This is a genomic window from Shimazuella sp. NTD247 (assembly GCF_059510415.1).
Map to the genome: position 1 here is coordinate 264,026 of NZ_JCAJZU010000002.1, position 21,560 is coordinate 285,585.

Consider the following 21,560-nt stretch of genomic DNA (forward strand, 5'->3'; position numbering starts at 1 on the left):
ATTTTTTATAAGTATAACAATTGATGCGTTCCTATTACAGGTAACTCTTGTTTACATAACATATCCAACCACTCAAGTCCATAGGTATTCCAAAAATATACCAGGTTGTAACTGCGTTCTTGCAATCCTTCGAGTGGATAAATCGAATTTACTACAGCTCTTTGTTGACGCAGAGTGACTTCTTGTTTCCTATCTATTAATGTATATGCTTTTTTCTTTAACCAATTTACATGATAATGAAGCTTTTTTGCTGTACTAGCACCCATTTGATCGATATTTCCGCCAACTGTTTGAGTAAGTTCCTCTAAAAACGGATGATAAACTTCTTCTAATTGGCGAATGAATATATCAAAACTAGAATCAACTTCCGGCGGCTTGTTTTCTTGTTTCCAACTCTCTAATAGAGCTTGTCCTTTTCCCAAAAGCAACTCTTCCCAAGAAATACCCCAAGATTGTCTGTATTTTTCAATCGAACGCTCCACAATGGTTATATTTTGTCTTGGTACCACAATCGGCATTTCTAATCCGAACAATGGAAAAGTTTCTGCTAAACAGCCCCAATAATCTACTTCAGACGGCCCACCGACAAAGGCTAATACAGGAAAAACCATTTCTTGCATTAAAGGACGTGTAACAACGTTGTTGCTAAGTTGTTTGTACTTATCAAATAACTCATTTTTTGTATATTGATAAAAACGATTGCGACTTACAAACCGTTCCTTATCTCGGTATAACGCGATGCGCATACCATTTTCTTCTATAAACAAGTGTGCTTGCTTCTCTTCAAATTGCAGAGGCGAGGACAAACCCTGTGCACTCCATTTTGCAATCCCCTGTTGCACCGCTTCATCTAATGCTTCATTTTTTTCTATTATTTCATAGAAATAATCTTTTTCTAGCTCCCGTATATATGGATCATGGGAATCTATCAATAATAAACCATGTGACGCAAATAAGTAATGAATAATTTTCGCGAAAAATCTCGTCCAACTTATTTTCTCAGAAGTAAGTTCCTCACACAGATAAACCCAGTCCGCTTTATGCTCTCTATCGGCAATCGCTTGATGCAGTTCATTCAACCACGAGTGAACGAGCTCAGGGTCTAACATAATATCCGAAACGGAAGATTTGCTTTGATGCAGCGGGAATGTATATTTAATCATTCCAATGCCTTCTGGCATATAAACATGATCTACTTCTTGTTGATCATGATCTTCACCAGCAATCCAAAAAATTGGAATGACAGGTTTTTGCAGTCTTTGTTCTTCTCTTTTTGCCAATTGAATAATGGATATAATTTTATATATCGTATAGAGAGGACCTGTCAAAACTCCTGCCTGTTGTCCTCCAATTACTACAACACTATCAGGCGATAATAAACGATTTAAATTTATTTCAACAGCAGGATGGACCATATCCGGTTCATGATATTTCCGGAGTACTTCAACTAACTGCTGTCGTTTATATTTTTGTTGTTGCAGATGTTGATAGCGTCGAAAGTAGCTCTTGTCTTGGGTTGGGTCATAAGGATAAAAAGATTCTTTTTGCCGAAGTTTTTCATTTTGAATGTAACACTTTTCTATTTTCAATTTTCGCCAGCCCTTCTTCCAGGTGCTACTTACTTATCATAAGTATACCACATGCTCAAAACGACATACTTTTTGCTTTTATCAATTGCGTAAGAAACGTATTTGCTGAAGCTTCTATGCCAATATTTTCAGCGTACAAAACAACCATTTCATTGAGTGAAGCGATCTCCGTCTGTTTCTTTGCTAATATGTCTTGAAGCATAGAGGAAAAGTTCTTTTTCGTTTTGATACACACGTCATTTACTTGATAATAGATATCCTCGTGTTGAAGTTGAAATCCTTTTGCTTGTGCAACTTGAACAATTTCATTAATAATTTGATTTATTACTGAGTCCAATCCCACTTTCATTAATTCACCATTTGGTATTTCTAGTACAGCAGTCAATGCATTAATTACGCAGTTGATCGAAAATTTTTTCCAAATATCAAACTCGATATTATCTGTAACTTTCATCCCAACTTTTGTAAAAAACTGCATCCATCTAGGATCAACATTATCAAACGGATATACTTGTCCGATTAATACATATCCTTCTCCAGTATGTTGGACATGATTATCAGAATACTTTCGAGCACCTTCTGTTGTCACTACTGCATAATTATGTGTAAATGAATATTCCCTTATCTTTTCTAAGTGTCCCAAACCATTTTGCCATGCCACGATATGCGTATGCTTTGCTGCCCACATAGATATATCTGCTAAAACTTCGTCTAAATTTGGCTGTTTTACCATCAGAAACAGCACATCAAAATCAGCAGAATGATCAAATCCACGAATCCATTCTGCTGCTACGGCGTATTTTATTTTTTGTTGGTCTAACGTCGTTAAGATAATGCCTTCCTGCTGAATTTTTTTTGCTTGTCTGTCTGTTCGACACAGCAGAGTCACTTGTGCATGTTGTACAAGACGGGCTGCCCATAAAAGTCCAAGTGACCCTCCTCCAATTATACCAATTTTCATCTGATCTCACACCGGATATATAGGATGTTTTCTTTCACTAAAGACTAATTGTTTGTTGCCATAAAGATCATACCTTTTTGCCAGTTCTTCACGCAAATCTTCTGGTTCCACCATTACGTCTACTATCAATTCACTAGCTAGCCGATAGATATGAATATCTTCTTGATACGCTGTCCTCTTGTTTTGAATAAAAGCATCTCGTTCCTCTATCGAAAGTTGTTGAATTTTGTTATGATACACTGCATTTACAGCAGCTTCTGGACCCATTACCGCGATTTGTGCAGTCGGCAATGCAATACAACAATCTGGTTCAAAAGCAGGTCCTGCCATTGCATAAAGGCCAGCCCCATAAGCTTTACGGACAATAACTGATATTTTTGGTACAGTAGCTTCTGACATCGCAGCAATCATTTTTGCTCCATGTCTTATAATTCCTGCTCGTTCGACTTGTGTTCCTACCATAAATCCTGGAACATCTGCAAGGAACAATAATGGTATTTGATAAGCATCGCATAATGTAATAAATCGTGCTGCCTTATCAGCAGAGTCTCCAAACAAAACTCCACCTTTGTACTTTGATTGATTTGCAATTACCCCTACTGCTCTGCCTTCTATTCTTGTAAGCATCGTAATTATTTCAGGAGCGAAAAGTTCTTTCACTTCCAGACTAGAATTTTCATCCACAAGAGCAAATATGAATTGTTTCATATCAAATGGAAGGTTTTGTTCCTTAGGAATAATCTCTCCAATTGGTTTTGTTTCGTTCTTTACTTGGAAATGCTTTTCCCGCGGTTGCTGCCAATAGCGAAAATAGGACTTCGCTATTTCAATCGCTTCCATCTCATCTTTTGCTAAAAAATCTCCGCAACCGCTTACAGAACAGTGCATCCTTGCCCCACCCATTTGTTCGAGTGATACTTTTTGTCCAATCACCATCTCAGCCATCCGTGGGGAACCCAAATACATACTTGCATTTTTATCTACCATAATCACTGCATCACAAAATGCAGGTATATATGCACCTCCAGCTGCTGAAGGGCCAAATAAAATACATATTTGCGGTACTAAACCAGAGAGTTTCACTTGATTATAAAATATTCTTCCAGCTCCTCGGCGACCTGGGAACATCTCCAATTGATCAGTGATTCGCGCTCCAGCAGAATCGACCAAATAAAACAGAGGAGCACGTAATTTCTCCGCTGTTTCTTGTATGCGAATCATTTTCTCAACCGTTCTTTTCCCCCAAGAACCAGCTTTTACGGTTGAATCATTCGCAAGAATACAAACAACCGAACCATTTATTTTTCCTGTTCCAATGATCACTCCATCAGCAGGAAAATCATCAGCTAACGCATTAGCAAACAATCCATCTTCGACAAAAGTATTTGGATCAAGTATCAATTCCAATCTTTTCCTTGCAAATAACTTCCCTTCTGCCATTTGTTTTTGATGGTATTTCGCCTTTCCCCCTTGTTGTAAATGTGTCTTTTTCTCCATAAACTCATTCATTGACTTACTCCCCTCGATAATATGGTTTTCTCTTTTCTTGAAAAGCTGCTAAACCTTCCAACCGATCTTTACTAGGGATAAGTGTTTCATATGATACTGCTTCTATTTCTAATGCACGTTTCATTGGCAATGGGTAACCTTGATGAATAGCTTTTTTCGCTTGTTTTATTGCTAAAGGAGCCTGCTGAGCAATTTGTTCTGCTAATAAGATGGATTCCTCTAAAGCCTGTCCCTTTTCCGTTATTTTATAAAGTATCCCATATTGATAAGCTTCTTCTGCTGAGAAACGTTTAGCTGTAAAAATTAGCTCTTTGGCAATAGAAGCACCTGCTATTCGCGTAAGTCGTTGTGTTCCACCAGCTCCTGGGATAATTCCGAGTGAGGTTTCTGGCAGACTAAACACGGAGTGATTATCGGCGATTCGAAAATCACAAGACAATGCTAACTCTAGACCTCCACCTAATGTAAAACCGGAAATTGCGGCAATAACAGGGATGGGATATTCCTCGATTTGTGAAAATGTATTACGAATAAAGGATAAATATTTTTTAACTTCTTTTTCTTCCATCGTTTGACGTTCTTTTAAATCTGCTCCTACACAAAACGCTTTTTGTCCTGAACTTGTGATGATTAAAACTCGAACAGTTTTATCATTAGCTGTTTCTTCTAAACATACAGATAAGTCTTCCAATAATTGTCGATTTAAGGCATGATGAACTTCTGAGCGCATAAGAGTCAGAATAGTGATACTATCTCTTGTCTCTTTCTTTACAAGTGACATCCTGGGTCCCCTCCCTTTTTGCTATATATTGACGCAATACCTTGGAAGGCAATTTTCGTTCACAAATCTTTTCAAACCATTCCGCCGCTTGACATAGTTTTTCTTCATTAATTCCTGTATTCAAACCCATTCCATGGAATAAATGTACAAGTTCTTCTGTTGCAATGTTGCCAGAAGCACCAGGAGCATATGGACACCCTCCCAGACCGCCAATCGAACTATCAAACGTATAAATCCCATTTTCCAAAGCGATATATGCATTTACAAGAGCAAGACCTTTTGTATCATGAAAATGAACAGCGAGTTTCCCTTCAAAAGAGGATTGCAGGAACTTTAAACTTTGTTTTACTAGTTCTGGAACAGCAGATCCGATCGTGTCTCCTAAAGAAATTTCATATACTCCCAGTTGAAGCAAAGTATCACAAAGATGATGTACTGCCTGCAAGGAAACATCCCCTTCATATGGGCAACCAAATACACAAGAAATATATGCTCTTATAGATAGTGATTTCTCTTTTGCAGCAGGTATGATTTCTCTCAGTTGTTCTACACTTTCATCTATCGTTCGATTTACATTTTTCTTGTTATGTGTTTGACTAGCAGAAATAAAAACTGCTATTTCCGATACGCAGTTCCCCTTCAAACGATCTAAACCTTTTCGATTTGGTACCAACACTCGATAGTTTGTATTCTTTTTATTTGGAAGTTGATCAAGTAGTATTTCAGCATCAGCTAACTGCGGAATCCACTTAGGATGAACAAGAGAGGTTACCTCGATATCGGTGAGATTTGCAGCGAGTAGTTTCTTTAGCAGTCCGATTTTTACAGAAGTCGTATAGATTTGTTTCTCATTTTGAAGACCATCCCGCATTCCAACTTCCACAATTTTTATTGTCATTGAACATCTTCCAATTCGACTAAAATATCTCCTTCATTTACATAATCCATCTCTTTCACATGAATTGCTGCTATTTTCCCGCCAATTACCGCTTCGACAGGTATGAGCATTTTCATCGATTCCAAAACAATCACTTCTTGACCGGACTCGACTTCGTCTCCTATTGCAACAAGTATTTTTGAAACAATTCCTACAATGGTCGCTTCTATTTTTGCCATCTACGTATCCCCTCTCATCGTTAGACCACTTATCCATTAAAATATTCGAAATCCATTACGAATATATCTCCTCTTCAAAACTCCATAACAATAAAAATTCCCTCATATCAGAATGAGGGAATAGCAAATAGGAGATGATACATTGATAATTTCCTTAACCTATTTTTTATTTATGTTCTTTATCTAATTCTTCGGTTCGAGCTGCAAGCTTTCTTGCTCGATCCATAATTTGCACCAATGTACGATAATCTTCATTTACTAATTGGTAATCAGACTCAACAGTAGAAAGCTGCTCTTTCATTGCTTTATTTTCTTTCTCTAAACAACGCAATTCGTCTTCTCGTTCAAATAATTCCTGTTCTAGTTGTTTTTGTTGTTTCTTTAATTCGCCAACCTCATTTTTATGCTGACGTAAAAAACGAATGACATGATCCAATGAAAACTCATCTTCTTGTTGTTCTAAGTTAGGTACATTATCTACACGGACACTGCTTAAAGTAAGTGGGGTCGTATAACGTACTCGCTCTTGACTTCTACGTTGCCGTTCAGTTTTGGCTACTTGGATCGCTGCATCATAATTTTTGCGAACAGAACTATTCCAGCGGAAACCGCAAGCTGCTGGTGTTCTTCCAAGTCTTTCTGCTACTTCTTCAAACGCAGATAATTGGGTTCCACCCTCTCGTATATGACGCAATGTCACCTCTGCTAATATCATATCATCTTCGGAAGACCATGCGTCTTGGCGCTTTACAGCCATTGATAGACCTCCTATTCTAGGTAATAATATCTCACTATTTCATCATATGCAGATATGCCGTACGATAGTATGATCTCTATCCTTTTTATATCCTTGAATTGGTAGATCTATACACACCGCCGTAGTGAAGCGTAAATATTTCTGCGGAAAATGAAAAAAAATGTGCCAAAAGTGATATGCTAATTGATAAGAATCTATTGGCAGGTAATATGCTTACACTTGAATGGATTATCTGAACTAGGTATAATATAGGTTGCTTGAGCAAATGCTCTTTATTCGGTTCTTTTTTATTATGTAAATATATGATTGAAATTGCTGAAAGGCTGTGGTTTCGTGGATCGCATGTTTCGAGTATTAGGATTTTGGGCTCTTGCTATCGCACTAATGTTTATTGCTGGACATATGTACAAACAAGCGGGATTATTTTTCGTTCAAGCTATTTTGTTTGTAATTCTTGGTTATCAACATTTTACAGAAAAAACCTATATGTACTTATTTGGCGGCTATATGTTTCTTGCTTTCTGCGGAATGGTAGCTTATGCAACATTTGCTTTTTAAAAAAAGACCTTTTCAGGTCTTTTTTTATTTTATGAGTTAGATTCATCTCAAATCAAGGACTTTTCTCCCTTGCAATTTATTATAATGAGATTGGGAACGAAGGTAGCTCCAAGTTAGAAAAAACAGGAGTAATACAAGAAAATACATACGAGCAAACTGTCAAAAGGAATTTATCCCAAATTGGTAATCGTCGAAATATTTTCAATACATCTAATGTCGAAATAATTTTACTTCTCACTCCGGCAGGATAACGATTTGACCCATCTGTAAACATGGAAACGAAGAAAAGCAGGAAGCTCGTGGAAAACAACTCAATGTTACAGTTGAATCACAGGTCAACTGTACCGCCAATTACTTACACTGAACAAGTACTTGAAACATTTCACCCATACCCGTTAATAATTGTTTTATTGCATTGCGATAGATCGGATGAGTATAGTTTAAAATGCCTGCATCAATTAAAAATTTTGTTTGTGAACCATAAAAAGTACTTCTCAATCCAAAGCATTCCCCCCAATTGATTAAATCATCAAAATTGACATGTGCTGTCATATCTACATTTCCTATCTGCATGTACGGATTATCAATGTGCTGGTGGGCTTGATAGTAACGCATGGTACCATCTAAATATCGGATATTTCTTAACTCTCTTGTCTTGCCGCCATAATCCAATGTCCAAATCATTCCGTTTTCCAAAGCATTAGCTACGTTTTTCAGCCATTTCTTTGCTTTTAAGTTTACTTCAATCTGCTGCCCTTCCAATATATCATCCGATATTTTTTCTGTATATTCCTCTAATTCTATAGAAGATAGGACATCCAACTTTTCCACGAATTGTTTGTTTTCCATGTTAATATATACTTCCCGCCACTTTCCTTTTTTCCACACCAATCGATGCACTGCTAAAGCATCAATCAGTTCATGGCTGTACACAATTGTAAAACCTGACTTAGGTATGTTCTCTATTTTTTCCACCCATGTAATTGTATAAGGACTGTTTTGTAATCTTTTTTGTTGTACCATCTGGTGATAGTTGCTTTCTTCTATCATATAAATATGAACTTGTGAGGTTGATATCTCTTTCTGTTGGAACTGTGAAATAATCTGTTGTAGCAATCGTCCATCTCCTCCACCAATCTCTACTAGTTGCAGGGGAGAAGTTTGCTGCCAATTCTGCAAAAAATAATCAGCTACCACGCGACCAAATAAATTACTCACATGTACATTCGTAAAAAAATCACCTGTTTTCCCTAATTTGGGAATTGGCTTTGAATAATAACCGTATAGTGGATGGTACAAAGCAAGCTCCATAAACGTCGCAAACGTCATTGGAGCTTGTTTTTGCCAAAAGTTATCTATTTGTCGCTGTATAGACGACCTGTCCACTCTAATAAACCTCCTTCGAGGTTAAACAGCTTTGTAAAACCTTTTTCGGATAAAACTTGAGCTGCGACTTGGCTTCGCATACCGCTGCGGCAAATCAATAAAATATTATTGTTTTTATAGGAATCCAATTCAATATAACGATCTTCCATTTCGTCGTAAGGAATATGAATCGAATCCTTCACATGCGCATCATCATATTCTTCTTTTGTACGTACATCAACAAATACGTAGTTATCTTTTTCCTCTTCAAATTGTTTACCAAAAGTTGCTGCTGCAATGTGTTGATAAGTCATGAGAACGCTCCTTTGTATGCCTTAAGATGTTATTTGATTAATATATAATTGCAATTGACTTAATTCTAAGGGACCTTCCACTTTCTTTTCAATCACACCATCACGACCAATAAAAAAAGAACTCGGAATAGGACCGATCTTGTATTGTTTGACTACTTCCCTATCTTTATCCATCCATATTGGGAAAGTCAAACCCAACTGTTTCACATAATTGCTGACTGGAAGCTCATTTTCTCGTATGTTAACGGAAACTACCTCAAAACCTCTGTTTTTGTTTAGCATATATGCCTGCTGAATTGCAGGCATCTCTGTTTTACATGGGGGACACCATGTTCCCCAAAAATTGATCATTACTGCTTTTCCTTTAAGATCAGATAAACTTTTTTGTTTCCCATCCAGCGTAGTAAGTGTAAAGTTTGGTGCTTTCTCACCTTCTACCGGTTCTCCTCCTGTATCAGTAGAAACTTGATAAATTGCAAATCCAACCAATCCAATCAAACAGAGGAGCAAAATTCTTCTCACCCAGTATCTTGTTTGTTTGTTCATAATCGTTTCCCCTTCAAGATCTAAAATCCTGTAAATCCACCAGTGAGACTGGTAAACCATGCGATGATTGCTGTCATTTGATTGGTATACAAGATAATTCCAAATAATATAAGCAAACCTCCACCAATTTTCATTACTTGATTGGAGTATTTAATGATCCATTTTGTTCTGCCAATAAAAAAAGCCATCACAAAAAAAGGAATTGCAAATCCTAATACATACATGCTGATATACAAAAAACCAACACTAAACTGAGCTTTGATAGTAATAAGAGCGAGAACTGATGCAAGAATAGGCCCCAGACAAGGTGTCCAACCAGCTGAAAAACTGATTCCAACTAACAAAGAGCTCAAGTATCCCAATCCTTGTTTGGAAACGTCCCATTTCTTTTCTCTCATCATGATTTTCGGCTCAATAATACCAGTTAAAAATAATCCCATAAAAATTAACAATACTGCACCAAGCATTCGGATTAAGTCCTTATATTCAACAAATGAATGACCAATCCAAGAAAAGGTGAAACCTAATGCGTAAAAAACCAAGGAAAATCCGAGTAAAAAGAAAAATGTATGTAACATCGTAAGTTTTGTTAATCCTGCTGATTTCTCTTTTTCTTTCAACTGTGATACCGATACTCCCGTTATATAAGACAAATAGGAAGGATATAACGGCAAACAACAGGGAGAAATAAACGATAGTACTCCAGCAGCGAATGCGAGCCAAATCGTAACTTGTTCCATGTGAATATATCCTCTCTAAGATAACACACTATCGAGAATTTCTTGCAGCTCTTCTTTACTCATTTCCCCAACGACTTTATGTGTTATCTTGCCTGTTGAATCGATGACAAACGTAGTAGGCACTCCAATCAATTGATAATGATCGGTACCAACGGTTTGACCATCTTCGTTTTCTTGATCCAATAAAATAGGAAATTGAAACTTGTATTGCTTCATAAATTTTTTGATATTTGGTAATGTGTCTTGTGACGTTTCGTTAACCATACGAAAATTAATTTTATCTTGGTAATCCGTATAAGCATCTTGTAAATAAGGCATCTCACGTTTACAAGGATCACACCAAGAAGCCCAAAAATTGATGATTGTAGGCTTCCCTTCTGTTTTATACAATTCCACTTGTTTCCCATCCAATGTTTTTAATACAAAGTTTGGTGCACAATTGTTCACTTCTAATCCTGTATCCCCTTTGCAGTTTGCATAGTTTACAACAGGTTTATCTTTCGAGGTAGCTTCATAAATCGCATACCCTACTCCGATGATTAAAACCAATAATAATAATGTACGAAGTACCTTCACAAAACATCCTCCTTAAACAAAAAACGGATTGGTTTGCTGTTCGTGACCAATCGTGGTAGAAGGACCATGCCCAGGGTGAACAATCGTATCTGCTGGTAACGAAAATAACTGCGTTTGAATGGAGTGAATCAATGCGGCATAGTCTCCCTCCCGTAAATCGGTTCTTCCGATTGCACCTTTAAACAATGCATCCCCAGCATATACTACTTCTCCATCGTAAAGGGAAATACTTCCTGGTGAGTGCCCTGGAGTATGTAGAACCTGAAAATCTCTCCCCAGAAAAGAAAGTATCTCTCCTCCTTGGACTTCGGTTTCAGCTGGTGAGAATACCATCGAATCTGCACCTGCAAAATTTTCCGATCCATTCCATTTTGCATTGGAAAGCCAAGCTTGCTCTTTTTGATGAACAATAACCGGAGCATTTGTCAAATTTCTTAATTCCAGTAATCCACCGATATGATCAAAGTGGGTGTGTGTCAAAATGATTGCTTCCACGTTTAGGGATAGAACGGAAATTCGATTTACTAATACTTCTGGATTCATACCAGGATCGATGACAATAGCTTGTGTACCTGGCTCATCATAAACAAGATAAGCATTGGTAGCGATAGGACCTAATACATATTTTTCTATCTGCATGAAGAACTCTCCTTTGTTGCAAACTAAAGGATAACTGACAGAAAGGAGTTATCCATAGTGACTGTTTATATACGCCTTGCTAGTATACTGGGTTTGATCGCTTGCATTTTCATTGGTTGCGCACCAAAAAACTCAGCACCAAAAGAAGTGTCACCAAAAACACAAAAAATTTCTTATACACAGCGAGTGAAACAAACTGTTCCCGCCCCTCAGTATAACAAATCTTCTGCAGCTGTTTCCAACCGACTAGAACAAATTGCAAAAAAAATGCCTAATGTCAAAGATGCTACGGCTGTTTCTCTTGGGAAATATTCTCTTGTAGGCTTAGATCTTGATCATAATCTCGACCGTGCTAGAGTGGGAACTGTAAAGTATTCGGTAGCAGAAGCGATTCACAAAGATCCTGCTGGTGCAAATGCTCTTGTCACTGCTGACACTGATATGGTCCAGCGAATAAAAAATGTTGGCAAAGATATTCGCGAAGGAAGACCGATCTCGGGTATCCTCCAAGAATTAGCCAGCATTGCAGAACGGATCACCCCACAACCAACAAAAGTAGTACCAAAACAAGAAAAAGTAAAATAACAAAAAGAAGCCATTACTTAAAATGGCTTCTTTTTTTGTCCTTTCACCTCTTTTTCATTTGATTTCTTATCGTTTTTTCTTTACCATAAGCATGTTAGAACACATAGTTAAAGAAAAAAGAGTCCTTTCATATACTCCTTTACACAATCAGGAAAGACATATTATTTACAAGGAGCTTAATCATGAGAAAGCATGTAAAAACAGGCATCATTGTTCTTTTGGTTCCAGCATTATTATTATGTGCATGTTCAAAAAATGAGGAGCCATCCAAAACAACTCCATCCAAAACACAAACGGCGGTACAGAGCAATCAGCAAGCGAGCAATACAAAAAAGCCAACCTCTATCTACTCATCTGGAGCATTACAGGTCATAGCAGAACCGAATAATATTGCGGTACTAGTGAATAAACACAATCAATTACCTGAATCTTTCGATCCACGAGATTTGATTTTTCCAAAAATACCATACTTAAAGCGTGCCACCACAGAAAAGCGACAGCTGCGAAAAGAAGCAGGTTTACAACTGGAAAAAATGGTTGCTGCTGCAAAAAAAGATAATATTTATTTAGTGGGTGTATCTGGTTATCGTTCGTATCAAACACAAAAAGTGTTGTTTAACTACTATGTACAGCGGGATGGTTATGACAAAGCTCGTACTTACAGCGCCTTGCCAGGAACAAGCGAACATGAAACAGGACTTTCCATAGACATGACTGGAAAAGATGGAACATGTGCTGCAAGTGATTGCTTTGGAAGTAAACCAGAAGCAAAATGGATTGCAGTTCATGCACATGAATATGGTTATATTGTCCGATATCCAAAAGGAAAAGAGAAAATTACAGGTTACAAATATGAACCTTGGCACATTCGTTATGTTGGAAGTACAATTGCCAAAGAAATTAAACAAAAAGGAATTACATTAGAAGAGTATTATGGTATCACTTAAAACAGCATCCATCATTTGGTTGCTGTTTTTACGTTCACTTCTGAATACAGAGGTGATTCATGTAATGAAATTATTTTTAAATGCGGGTAGATAAGTATCTGGTAAGCTTTTAAAAGTTCTTGTAACTGAAAAAGCGGAATAATTAAACTCTCTTCTAAAGACAGAGAGATAGCAACTTCATATTTATGATCCCAATCTTGCGGCCATGGGAGTAAGATAATTGCATCCAATTTGTCCACTGCTGGTGATTGATGTACTAAAAATGGACTAATGGTACCTTCCGGCATACCAAAAAACGGAAACGCCTCAATATCTCTCGGATTAGATGTTTGTCGCTGGATTCGCTTTATTTCAAGCATGTTTCCGACAAGCTTGTACATCGAACGATCAATCCGATAATCTCCAACACCTGTCCATAAAATTAGTTTTTCTGATCTTTTTCCTGTCAATTTGCTTGTAATCGTTTTTTGAACTAAACAATCGTCTGGCAGAACTGCTTGTGTTTCTGCTGCGCTTCGAGTTGGGTCATGATAGACACAACGAAAAGCAATGGATTTTTGTTTACAAAGCTTTTTCAGTTGATGTCCGATCACAATTAATCCCCCATATGCTTTCTCCTGATGTATTATTAAATCTTACAGTTATATTTCCAATTATAACTCTATTATTTATATTTAGAAGTATATCAGATAAATTTATTGTTTTCACGATTTCCAACATCAATAAAAAAAGACCACATCAAGAACAAGCTCGATGTGATCCTTCCTTCATTTAACGAATGAACCATTTTACAATTGGATACTGGTATTGTCGTCCTTCTAATGCATATATGATCCCCATGATCGGACATACAATCGCCATCAGTCCGAAAATAATAAGGAATGGAATCCCGATTAGAATGAAAGAGAAAAACCAAGAAACGGAAATCAAAGCTACCATAATAATGTGGAAAAAGAAAGCTTGCAACGAAATCCGCTTTACCGATTGGTCTCGTGATACTAAAAAAACAATAATTGGGAGTAACATCGGCGCAAACCATGTACTGGCATGAACCAAAATCTTTAATCCCTTGGAGTCCACTTTTAATCGCTCCTTTTTGGAAGTATCTTTGTTCTTACTGATATTGTATCGATATTAGTATGTTTATGCTTGAGAAAAAAGTTGTATCTTCTTCTCCACCTTAGGTCGTATATTTTTATGGTATCACAAAATGCGACACATTTTTTCTTTTCCAGCGAAAACTGGTGTATACTGATCACTGTATTGATTTGTCGCTTAGAAAGGAAATACCTAAAACTATGAAAGTAATCTGTATTTTATGTGATCAACCTTTTACACCCACAAAATTTCAAGCGCGGAAAATAATAAAACACCCCCATAAAATTCAAATTTGTGAATCGTGTTATGATAGGATAACAACAAAGGTAAAAAAACAAGATATCGAAAACGATTTATGACGTATTGAATGAGGAGAGAAAAGAACTAACAGTTCTTTTCTTTTTTCATCATTGTTGTAAATAAAACCATACGATACAATGAAATAGCCACAAATACCACCCAATAGGTAGAAGAAAATGGCTGCATGCAAGGGAATGTTGGGAAATTATCGATATGAGGGCCAGTTGCATGAGGAAGGTGACCAGATCATCGTCGAAGGGACGATTCATGTAAATTCCGATATCTACAAGGGAACCATCTCTTTGAAGCGTTATAGCTCTGATTCCTATGAGTTGCAGAGCGTCAAGGGAAATAGGAATAATCAGGCGGTTTTCACTATCACCAAACCAGAAAAACTCGAGGTGTCTGCCGACTCGATGACCGTTGACTCTTGGTTTGCTGGTTCAGGTATACATGCTAGTGGAAATGCTTCTGTTTCCGGGCTATGGACGGCAAAGGGAGATCACATTGATCTCACCTATGATGACCGAGGTGTACCTTTTATTCAGGAAATCGAAAATGGATCAGTAGTCGTCGAAGATTATGAACTTCGCTCCCCGAGAATTAAGGAACATGGATATTACTTCCTTTGTGAGGGTACAGTCAGAAATCGAAAGACCGAGGCTACTTTCTCTGGAAAGATCGAGCTCGATTATATGACTGAGACCTACCACTCAGACGTTCGTCTCAAGGGTGTCTGGGTTGATAGAAATAGGATTTATCCAGAGTAGCTTTCCCTTGCAGTTGGTCTGTCGTTCAAGACAGACCAACTCAGAAAAATAATGATTTCTCAATATACAAAAGCAGGTAGTCTTCTTAAAAGATACCTGCTTACTTAAATTATAGACACTGATTGTATTTTGGTTCCTCAGTAATATCTTTTAACAATTTCTCTGCCATCTCTACTGAAAAGGACACGTTTTGTGTTTCCCCATCCTGTACATACGAAATCTGATAACTTCCTTCATCTTTTTCCATAGATAACTCTTTGATATTGTGATCTTCCGCTAACATATTTTGAAAAAATTCTACTGTATCTTTTGCCGAGACATCACTTGGTCTTGCTTCCCAAACAATTTTTATTTGCAACCAATTAAACAAAGCATCTTTTTGTTGCATAAAAAAACCTCCTAATACAACCCTAATTTGCCTGTTTTTTACTATACCAGAGGCGAACGCGTGTAACAATAATAATTACAACTGTTATCAAAAGAGCTTGAATCATCGGAAACCGGGCTAATTGCATGATCCAAAACAAAACACATCCAATTGCTAACACAAAATATACAACCAATGATTTTAATGGCGGCAATTTACGAGCAAATGCAACTTTGTAAATAATAAGGCTTAACAGCAAAATAATGAAATACAAGGACCACGGCGGCACTTGTGATATCCAATTAAACACTCTTCTTGACACTCCTAACTCCCATCAAATATCCTTTACTCCGCAACATTTATATCTATTTTACTCTATCATGCAGTCCCTACTTTTTTCAATCACACTTCGAAGTTTGCAAGGATAGTTGGTAATAATTGCATCTACTCCGCAAGAAATTAACCGTTTCATCTCGATTTCTTCATTTACTGTATACGTACGCACCATTACAGTCCTTTTTTTGCATTGATGCATCACCTCTTCGTCGATAGCGGAATGATGCAAATGAAGTTGAGAGAGTCCAAGTTCTTTTGCATATTTCCATGGTTTATAAAGAACACAGTCAATCAATAGTGCAATTTGCCAGTGTGGACGTAATTGTTTTAATGACAGCAAACAAGGGTGATAAAAAGATGAAATAATCACCCTCTGCTCCAACTGGTAATATTCAATGAGTTGAATTACTTTTTTTAACAACCCATCATAGCGTACATATTGATTTTTTAACTCAATATTTATTTGAATTGGTGTATCCAAAAACAGTTTCAATACTTCTTGCAAGGTAGGTACTGTTTCTGTTGCCAGTGTTTTTAATGAAAATTGCGATATCTCATCATATGTATATTGATATATCCAACCATGTCCATTTGTTGTGCGATCTAGCGTTTCATCATGAATGACAACAACTTCTCCATCTTTAGTCAAATGTACATCTAACTCTATCCCATGCACTTTTGCTTGTTTTGCAAGTTGAAATGCTGTCATACTATTTTCCATCGCTTTTCCTGAGTAGCCGCGATGTGCAAATATTTGTGCACTCATTCCCTTCACTCCTTATAAATGCAATTAGTGAAGCATCATTTCATTATATGTTTTTTTGATTAATAAAGTAAAAAACCGTTATGATTTCTCATAACGGTTTTTTTAACTGATTTTTACCATGCTTCCAACATCAACATTTCACGTCTTATTTCCTGTAGCCTTGATTTGCATTGATCTATTTTGTGCAAGCTATTTTCTAGCATTGCCTCGTACAACAGGGACAGCTCATAATCCAATTCCATTCGTAAAACTGGAATTCGTTTTTCCGGATCTCGGCACTTGAAAGCTCGAATGACATCTTCCATGAACCACTGCACCCCTTTACATTTTACTAACAAGTGGCATTTAATCCACTTGATTACAGGATGCCCCGAGCTTGTTAGAAATAAACACTCCGAGCCAGTCCAATCGGAGTTTTTGTAGTATATGAGAAAATTTTTAAAGAGGTAACGGTATTTGTTTAGAAGAAATAAAGAAAGATAGTAGAAGATGATATATATCTATCAAGAAAGGATGAAAGAAATGACATTCCCCAAATTTACCAATCAGGATTTTCATGTTTTTGCAATCGATGGCTTAGACTCTCGAATGGAAGCATTACAAAGAGACATTCAACCCAAATTTTCCACCATTGGTGAGGATATCTCTGCTTTTCTCACCACAAAATTAGGTGAGCCAGTCTATACACATATCGCTAGACATGCACGTAGAACCGTTCATGCCCCAGAAGAGACTTGGGTAGCTTGGTCCACCAATAAACGAGGTTACAAAGCACACCCGCATTTTCAACTCGGTTTGAGAGATACATATTTGTTTGCTTGGTTTGCACTTATTTATGAATGCGAGCAAAAACAAGTTTTTGCAAATCATTTTTTAAAGCAATTAGGGGAATATCAAGCGAAAATCCCAAATGATTTTTATATTTCTGTTGATCATACAACGCCAGATGTAACTGCTGTAACAGACTTTGATCAAGATAAATGGGAATCTGTGTTAAATCGACTTGCAACTGTAAAAAAAGCAGAGTTTTTGTGTGGTATGTTAATTCCTAGAAAAGAAGCAGTAAAAATGAGTGGAAAAATACTACAAAGTCGAATCGAAACCACTTTTGAACAGCTTTTGCCGCTTTATCATTTAGCTTTCGAATAAAAATACACACATAGCTTATATTTATCATTTACCTTCTCGGTAGTTTCTTGTACAATAGGTTTGTTTTGTGAATACGAGTAGAAAGCAGGGCCAATTCGAATGAAACAAGCAGACCAATACTATACCCCACTTTTTACCAAACTGAAAGAATATGCAGGTTCCAATCCCCTGCCCTTTCACATACCAGGGCATAAAAAAGGGCAAGGCATGGATACCGAATTCCAACAATTCATTGGTGAAAATGCTTTGTCAATTGATTTGATAAACATTGAACCACTCGATGATCTACATCAACCACAAGGCATTATTTATGAAGCACAGAAACTAGCCGCAGAAGCTTTTGGGGCAGACTATACATTTTTCTCCGTACAAGGAACGAGTAGTGCCATTATGGCCATGATACTTGCAACATGTAAACCTGGGGATAAAATAATTGTCCCGCGAACAGTACACAAATCCGTATTGTCAGCAATTGTTTTTGCAGACTGCAATCCCATTTTTCTTCATCCCGAACTTGATCCAAAACTCGGGATTGCACATGGAATTACACCAAAACAAGTGGAACAAGCACTAGAAATGCATCCAGATGCAAAGGCAGTACTTGTCATAAATCCTACTTATTTCGGATTTGCCAGCAATCTAAAAGAAATTGTACGAATAACCCATGCAAGAAATATTCCTGTACTTGTAGACGAAGCACATGGTGTTCACACACATTTTCATGCGGGTTTACCAGTTTCTGCAATGGATGCTGGTGCGGATCTAGCTGCTACCAGTGTGCATAAACTTGGAGGATCACTGACACAAAGTTCGGTTCTGAACCTTCAAGGCAATTTAGTCGATCCAAGACATGTTCAAGCCATTATGAGCATGTTAACAACTACTTCTACTTCTTATATTTTATTAGCCTCACTCGATGCTGCGCGAAGGTATCTTGCTACTGAAGGAGAACAAGCGATAACAAAAACATTGCATTTGGCTCGAGCTGCGCGAAAACAGATTAATGAAATAAAAGGACTCACTTGTGTCGGTCGAGATTGGCTGGTCACAGATGGCCGTTATGATATGGATGAAACGAAGTTGATGATCCATGTTGCAGACTTAGGGATAAGCGGGCATGAAGCAAGCGATTGGTTACGTGAATACCATAAAATCGAAGCAGAGATGAGCGACTTATATAATGTGCTTTGCTTTGTAACCCTCGGAGATACACCTGACACCATCGCTGCACTTATCCGTGGTTTACAAGATTTAGCTGATCATTTTGCTGTACAAGCTCCTGCAGAGAAAGAACCGATCATTCTTCCTGATGTTCCAGAACTTGTCATTAATCCGCGGACTGCATTTTATAGCGAATCCGAATCCATTCCATTTGAACAAGCAGCAGGACGTATCATTGCCGAATTTATTTTTATGTATCCACCAGGAATCCCCATTCTACTGCCAGGAGAACGCATTACGGAAGAGAATATTGCTTATATCCAAAAAAACAAAGCAGCTGGTTTAATCGTCCAAGGAACCGAAGATCCATCTGTAGAGATGGTTCGTGTCATTCGTTCCCACTGGACAAGAAGGGTTCATCGGGATTGATTCAAAAAAAGACTGATATTACTCAGTCTTTTTTTTATACTTTTTACTTTTCTTTTAACACACTAGTCATTAAAATTCAGCGTTTTTTAAATACAACAGGCAGGGATTTGATGGAAAACATAAGGTTTGTTTCGTTCATCTCTGGTTCTTTTTTAGCATGCTTTAATTCAAAGTCTTTAAACTGAGAAAATAATAATTCAAAAACAATTTTCGTTTCTAATCTTGCTAATGGTGCACCTAAACAAAAGTGAATTCCATGGCCAAAACTCGTATGTTTTAAATTCGTTCTACTTATATCAAATGTATCTGGATTTTCAAATACAGATGGGTCTCTATTCGCTGATCCCATCCAAGCATTGATAAGATCACCTTTTTTTATGGTCTGACCACCTAATTCAACATCTTTTGTAGCAATTCGGTTGATGTATTGTACAGGTGCGCGATATCGTAATATTTCCTCAATTGCAGTTGGTATCTCTTCAGGATACTGATAAAGATGCTCTTGGATTTCTGGATTTTCAATAAAAGTATAGAGAGCAGCACTAATCAAATTAGTTGTTGTTTCATTTCCTGCTACTAGTAAAGTAATACAAAATGCAAGAAGATCTTGTTCTGATAATTTTTCCCCTTCTAACTCCACTCGTTGCAGGTGAGAAATCAGATCATCTTTTGGTTCTTCTAATCGCTCTTTAAACAACTCCATAAAGTATTGAGCCATTTCTTGCTGAGCTTGGAAATAACCGTTGACTCCTCCTTCTACTTCTGTAGGGTTTTTCACAATGATAGTGGACCAAAATTTGAATCTATCTTGATCTCTATATGGAACACCAAGCATTTTGGCAATTACTTTTATGGGAACTGGAGTAGCTAAATCAGTTGTTACATCCATTTCTCCACTATCTGCTATTTTATTTAGTAGTTCTTGCGTAATTTCATGAATCCAAGGTTTCATATCTTCAATCACTTTAGGTGTAAAGGCTTTTGATACAAGTAACCGAAGTTGTTTATGACGGGGTGGATCGCTTACTTGAATGGCAGCAGATAAAGTATTGTCTACTTTTGGATAATATTCAGATGAAAAGTTTTCCCAATCGTAAAGTACAGTCTGCACATCATTATAACGAAAAACATGCCACGTTCCTTTTGAACCGAAGTAATGCACATAATCCTTTTCATAATAGACTGGGCTTTCCGCAGACATTTTTTTATACCAAGGGAAAGGATTAGAAATGGAATGATTCAATTGATCTCCTCCAAAATAAAATTCAACCATATCTCATATTCTATGTCATCTTCGCGAGAAAATAAATGAATATTATTAATATTACCATTATATTTGTTCATAAAGTGGGAAAATAATGTACAATAAAAAGTATATGGATGCAATATTTATTAAATCATATTATAATAATGAAATCTATTTAAATTAGGAATAATTAATATACTGGTAGTTAAATAATGATCCACCAATGATCATTCCGGTTCATTTTAATTCGATTAAATCTAGATTATGAATTCTTCTAGGCACAAATAATGATTTAAGAGAGGGTAACTGAATCATGATTAAAACAATTACAATGTTTAGAAAAATACAAAATGTTGATGCTCTCCTCCGGTTTTATATTGAAACTATTTTTCCAACCATTCATCAAATTCCAGGAGTTCTATGTACCGATATTACAAAAGTATATGATGTAAGCCCCGATGTTGCTCAAGATGTAAAAGGACTTGATATCATCATGGAAACTCATTTCGAATCAGAAGAAGTAATGAATGGACTTGTTTTTTCAAAAGAAGGATATGAATTGATGTCCAAAGCAAGTGAAGTATCTGGTTGCGAAATCTCTTTTTTCGTCGGCAAAGAAAAAAGGTTTTCCGGTGAACTTACAGATGATCTGCGTAAAACAATCGCTAAAATCGGGTATGAAGAATAGCATCATCTTTTAAGGACCACTTTAAAGTTTGATACATACATAACCAAATACTATTGTATGAAATAACAAGAAGATCCTAAGGAAAAGATCTTCTACGAGTAAAGAGGGAGTCCTTCGTGAAATTCTGTACAACATACCTCAATGCTTTTGTTAACTAGATTAATTTTACTCGCCTTGTTTCCATCTGGCGGGTTATTTTTTGTAGTGTGGATCAAAGAAAAAAGAGTATCAGATGATTACCCTCTATATATCAACATCGGTCTGGAA

Annotated in this window: 28 protein-coding genes; 8 read left to right on the top strand and 20 right to left on the bottom strand. The window is 36.9% G+C overall.

Features of this window, described 5'->3' with window-relative positions; all coding sequences use genetic code 11:
* Positions 1-5: 5 nt before the first annotated feature.
* From bshC to AC5WOC_RS05740, 7 genes are all read right to left on the bottom strand, one after another.
* Positions 6-1,589: a bacillithiol biosynthesis cysteine-adding enzyme BshC gene (gene bshC, locus AC5WOC_RS05710; protein ID WP_496054438.1), complete on the bottom strand. Its 1,584-nt coding sequence runs from the start codon at positions 1,587-1,589 to the stop codon at positions 6-8.
* A 55-nt stretch (positions 1,590-1,644) separates the two neighbouring features.
* Positions 1,645-2,550, bottom strand: a complete 906-nt coding sequence (locus AC5WOC_RS05715) for a ketopantoate reductase family protein (RefSeq protein ID WP_496054439.1) — start codon at positions 2,548-2,550, stop codon at positions 1,645-1,647.
* A 6-nt stretch (positions 2,551-2,556) separates the two neighbouring features.
* Positions 2,557-4,059, bottom strand: a complete 1,503-nt coding sequence (locus AC5WOC_RS05720; RefSeq protein ID WP_496054440.1) for an acyl-CoA carboxylase subunit beta — start codon at positions 4,057-4,059, stop codon at positions 2,557-2,559.
* 4 nt (positions 4,060-4,063) lie between these two features.
* Positions 4,064-4,840, bottom strand: a complete 777-nt coding sequence (locus tag AC5WOC_RS05725; protein ID WP_496054441.1) for an enoyl-CoA hydratase-related protein — start codon at positions 4,838-4,840, stop codon at positions 4,064-4,066.
* Positions 4,809-5,738 (bottom strand): hydroxymethylglutaryl-CoA lyase, encoded by a 930-nt coding sequence (locus AC5WOC_RS05730; protein ID WP_496054442.1) that lies wholly within the window; start codon positions 5,736-5,738, stop codon positions 4,809-4,811. Before AC5WOC_RS05730 ends, AC5WOC_RS05725 begins: the two co-directional genes overlap by 32 nt.
* Positions 5,735-5,956 carry a biotin/lipoyl-containing protein gene (locus tag AC5WOC_RS05735; protein WP_496054443.1) on the bottom strand — a complete coding sequence of 74 codons (222 nt, stop codon included), beginning with the start codon at positions 5,954-5,956 and terminating at the stop codon, positions 5,735-5,737. Before AC5WOC_RS05735 ends, AC5WOC_RS05730 begins: the two co-directional genes overlap by 4 nt.
* A 166-nt stretch (positions 5,957-6,122) precedes the next feature.
* Positions 6,123-6,713, bottom strand: a complete 591-nt coding sequence (locus AC5WOC_RS05740) for an RsfA family transcriptional regulator (RefSeq protein ID WP_496054444.1) — start codon at positions 6,711-6,713, stop codon at positions 6,123-6,125.
* Between the two features lie 342 nt (positions 6,714-7,055).
* On the opposite strand from AC5WOC_RS05740, the gene AC5WOC_RS05745 reads away from it, so the two are divergent.
* Positions 7,056-7,271 carry a DUF2626 family protein gene (locus AC5WOC_RS05745; RefSeq protein ID WP_496054951.1) on the top strand — a complete coding sequence of 72 codons (216 nt, stop codon included), beginning with the start codon at positions 7,056-7,058 and terminating at the stop codon, positions 7,269-7,271.
* Positions 7,272-7,622: 351 nt separating this feature from the next.
* On the opposite strand, the gene AC5WOC_RS05750 is transcribed toward AC5WOC_RS05745, so the two are convergent.
* From AC5WOC_RS05750 to AC5WOC_RS05775, 6 genes are read right to left on the bottom strand one after another with little or no spacing between them, the layout of a single operon-like run.
* Positions 7,623-8,657: a class I SAM-dependent methyltransferase gene (locus tag AC5WOC_RS05750; protein ID WP_496054445.1), complete on the bottom strand. Its 1,035-nt coding sequence runs from the start codon at positions 8,655-8,657 to the stop codon at positions 7,623-7,625.
* Complete coding sequence (locus tag AC5WOC_RS05755) at positions 8,627-8,950, bottom strand: rhodanese-like domain-containing protein (protein ID WP_496054446.1); 324 nt, start codon at positions 8,948-8,950, stop codon at positions 8,627-8,629. Before AC5WOC_RS05755 ends, AC5WOC_RS05750 begins: the two co-directional genes overlap by 31 nt.
* Before the next feature lie 21 nt (positions 8,951-8,971).
* Positions 8,972-9,496 (bottom strand): thiol-disulfide oxidoreductase ResA, encoded by a 525-nt coding sequence (gene resA, locus AC5WOC_RS05760; RefSeq protein WP_496054447.1) that lies wholly within the window; start codon positions 9,494-9,496, stop codon positions 8,972-8,974.
* A gap of 20 nt (positions 9,497-9,516) precedes the next feature.
* Positions 9,517-10,236: a cytochrome c biogenesis CcdA family protein gene (locus AC5WOC_RS05765; protein WP_496054448.1), complete on the bottom strand. Its 720-nt coding sequence runs from the start codon at positions 10,234-10,236 to the stop codon at positions 9,517-9,519.
* A gap of 15 nt (positions 10,237-10,251) precedes the next feature.
* Positions 10,252-10,812: a TlpA family protein disulfide reductase gene (locus tag AC5WOC_RS05770; RefSeq protein ID WP_496054449.1), complete on the bottom strand. Its 561-nt coding sequence runs from the start codon at positions 10,810-10,812 to the stop codon at positions 10,252-10,254.
* A 12-nt stretch (positions 10,813-10,824) separates the two neighbouring features.
* Complete coding sequence (locus tag AC5WOC_RS05775; RefSeq protein WP_496054450.1) at positions 10,825-11,451, bottom strand: MBL fold metallo-hydrolase; 627 nt, start codon at positions 11,449-11,451, stop codon at positions 10,825-10,827.
* Positions 11,452-11,508: 57 nt separating this feature from the next.
* On the opposite strand from AC5WOC_RS05775, the gene AC5WOC_RS05780 reads away from it, so the two are divergent.
* Together AC5WOC_RS05780 and AC5WOC_RS05785 are read left to right on the top strand one after the other, a co-directional pair.
* Positions 11,509-12,036, top strand: a complete 528-nt coding sequence (locus AC5WOC_RS05780) for a YhcN/YlaJ family sporulation lipoprotein (protein WP_496054451.1) — start codon at positions 11,509-11,511, stop codon at positions 12,034-12,036.
* A 182-nt stretch (positions 12,037-12,218) separates the two neighbouring features.
* Positions 12,219-12,983: a M15 family metallopeptidase gene (locus AC5WOC_RS05785; protein WP_496054452.1), complete on the top strand. Its 765-nt coding sequence runs from the start codon at positions 12,219-12,221 to the stop codon at positions 12,981-12,983.
* A gap of 11 nt (positions 12,984-12,994) precedes the next feature.
* On the opposite strand, the gene AC5WOC_RS05790 is transcribed toward AC5WOC_RS05785, so the two are convergent.
* Together AC5WOC_RS05790 and AC5WOC_RS05795 are read right to left on the bottom strand one after the other, a co-directional pair.
* Complete coding sequence (locus AC5WOC_RS05790; RefSeq protein WP_496054453.1) at positions 12,995-13,576, bottom strand: hypothetical protein; 582 nt, start codon at positions 13,574-13,576, stop codon at positions 12,995-12,997.
* A 178-nt stretch (positions 13,577-13,754) separates the two neighbouring features.
* Positions 13,755-14,063, bottom strand: a complete 309-nt coding sequence (locus tag AC5WOC_RS05795; RefSeq protein WP_496054454.1) for a magnetosome magnetite crystal formation protein family — start codon at positions 14,061-14,063, stop codon at positions 13,755-13,757.
* A 218-nt stretch (positions 14,064-14,281) separates the two neighbouring features.
* On the opposite strand from AC5WOC_RS05795, the gene AC5WOC_RS05800 reads away from it, so the two are divergent.
* Positions 14,282-14,440 (top strand): DUF2197 domain-containing protein, encoded by a 159-nt coding sequence (locus AC5WOC_RS05800; protein WP_496054455.1) that lies wholly within the window; start codon positions 14,282-14,284, stop codon positions 14,438-14,440.
* 117 nt (positions 14,441-14,557) lie between these two features.
* Positions 14,558-15,151 (top strand): hypothetical protein, encoded by a 594-nt coding sequence (locus AC5WOC_RS05805; RefSeq protein WP_496054456.1) that lies wholly within the window; start codon positions 14,558-14,560, stop codon positions 15,149-15,151.
* Between the two features lie 109 nt (positions 15,152-15,260).
* On the opposite strand, the gene AC5WOC_RS05810 is transcribed toward AC5WOC_RS05805, so the two are convergent.
* The 4 genes from AC5WOC_RS05810 to AC5WOC_RS05825 form a co-directional block, all read right to left on the bottom strand.
* Complete coding sequence (locus AC5WOC_RS05810; protein WP_496054457.1) at positions 15,261-15,539, bottom strand: hypothetical protein; 279 nt, start codon at positions 15,537-15,539, stop codon at positions 15,261-15,263.
* A 22-nt stretch (positions 15,540-15,561) separates the two neighbouring features.
* Positions 15,562-15,828 carry a YlaH-like family protein gene (locus AC5WOC_RS05815; RefSeq protein ID WP_496054458.1) on the bottom strand — a complete coding sequence of 89 codons (267 nt, stop codon included), beginning with the start codon at positions 15,826-15,828 and terminating at the stop codon, positions 15,562-15,564.
* A gap of 60 nt (positions 15,829-15,888) precedes the next feature.
* Complete coding sequence (locus AC5WOC_RS05820; RefSeq protein ID WP_496054459.1) at positions 15,889-16,620, bottom strand: glycerophosphodiester phosphodiesterase; 732 nt, start codon at positions 16,618-16,620, stop codon at positions 15,889-15,891.
* Between the two features lie 113 nt (positions 16,621-16,733).
* On the bottom strand, positions 16,734-16,925 hold the full coding sequence (locus tag AC5WOC_RS05825; RefSeq protein ID WP_496054460.1) for a YkzI domain-containing protein: 192 nt from the start codon (positions 16,923-16,925) through the stop codon (positions 16,734-16,736).
* A gap of 217 nt (positions 16,926-17,142) precedes the next feature.
* Between AC5WOC_RS05825 and AC5WOC_RS05830 the strand changes: the two genes are divergently transcribed.
* Positions 17,143-17,769 (top strand): YktB family protein, encoded by a 627-nt coding sequence (locus AC5WOC_RS05830; RefSeq protein WP_496054461.1) that lies wholly within the window; start codon positions 17,143-17,145, stop codon positions 17,767-17,769.
* 99 nt (positions 17,770-17,868) lie between these two features.
* A complete protein-coding gene (locus AC5WOC_RS05835) occupies positions 17,869-19,359 on the top strand; it encodes an aminotransferase class I/II-fold pyridoxal phosphate-dependent enzyme (RefSeq protein WP_496054462.1) in 1,491 nt (496 codons plus the stop codon).
* A 76-nt stretch (positions 19,360-19,435) separates the two neighbouring features.
* Here the strand turns inward: AC5WOC_RS05835 and AC5WOC_RS05840 are convergent, their stop codons facing one another.
* Positions 19,436-20,602 (bottom strand): cytochrome P450, encoded by a 1,167-nt coding sequence (locus tag AC5WOC_RS05840; protein WP_496054463.1) that lies wholly within the window; start codon positions 20,600-20,602, stop codon positions 19,436-19,438.
* Between the two features lie 316 nt (positions 20,603-20,918).
* On the opposite strand from AC5WOC_RS05840, the gene AC5WOC_RS05845 reads away from it, so the two are divergent.
* Positions 20,919-21,293 (top strand): hypothetical protein, encoded by a 375-nt coding sequence (locus AC5WOC_RS05845; protein ID WP_496054464.1) that lies wholly within the window; start codon positions 20,919-20,921, stop codon positions 21,291-21,293.
* The last annotated feature ends 267 nt before the right edge of the window (positions 21,294-21,560 follow it).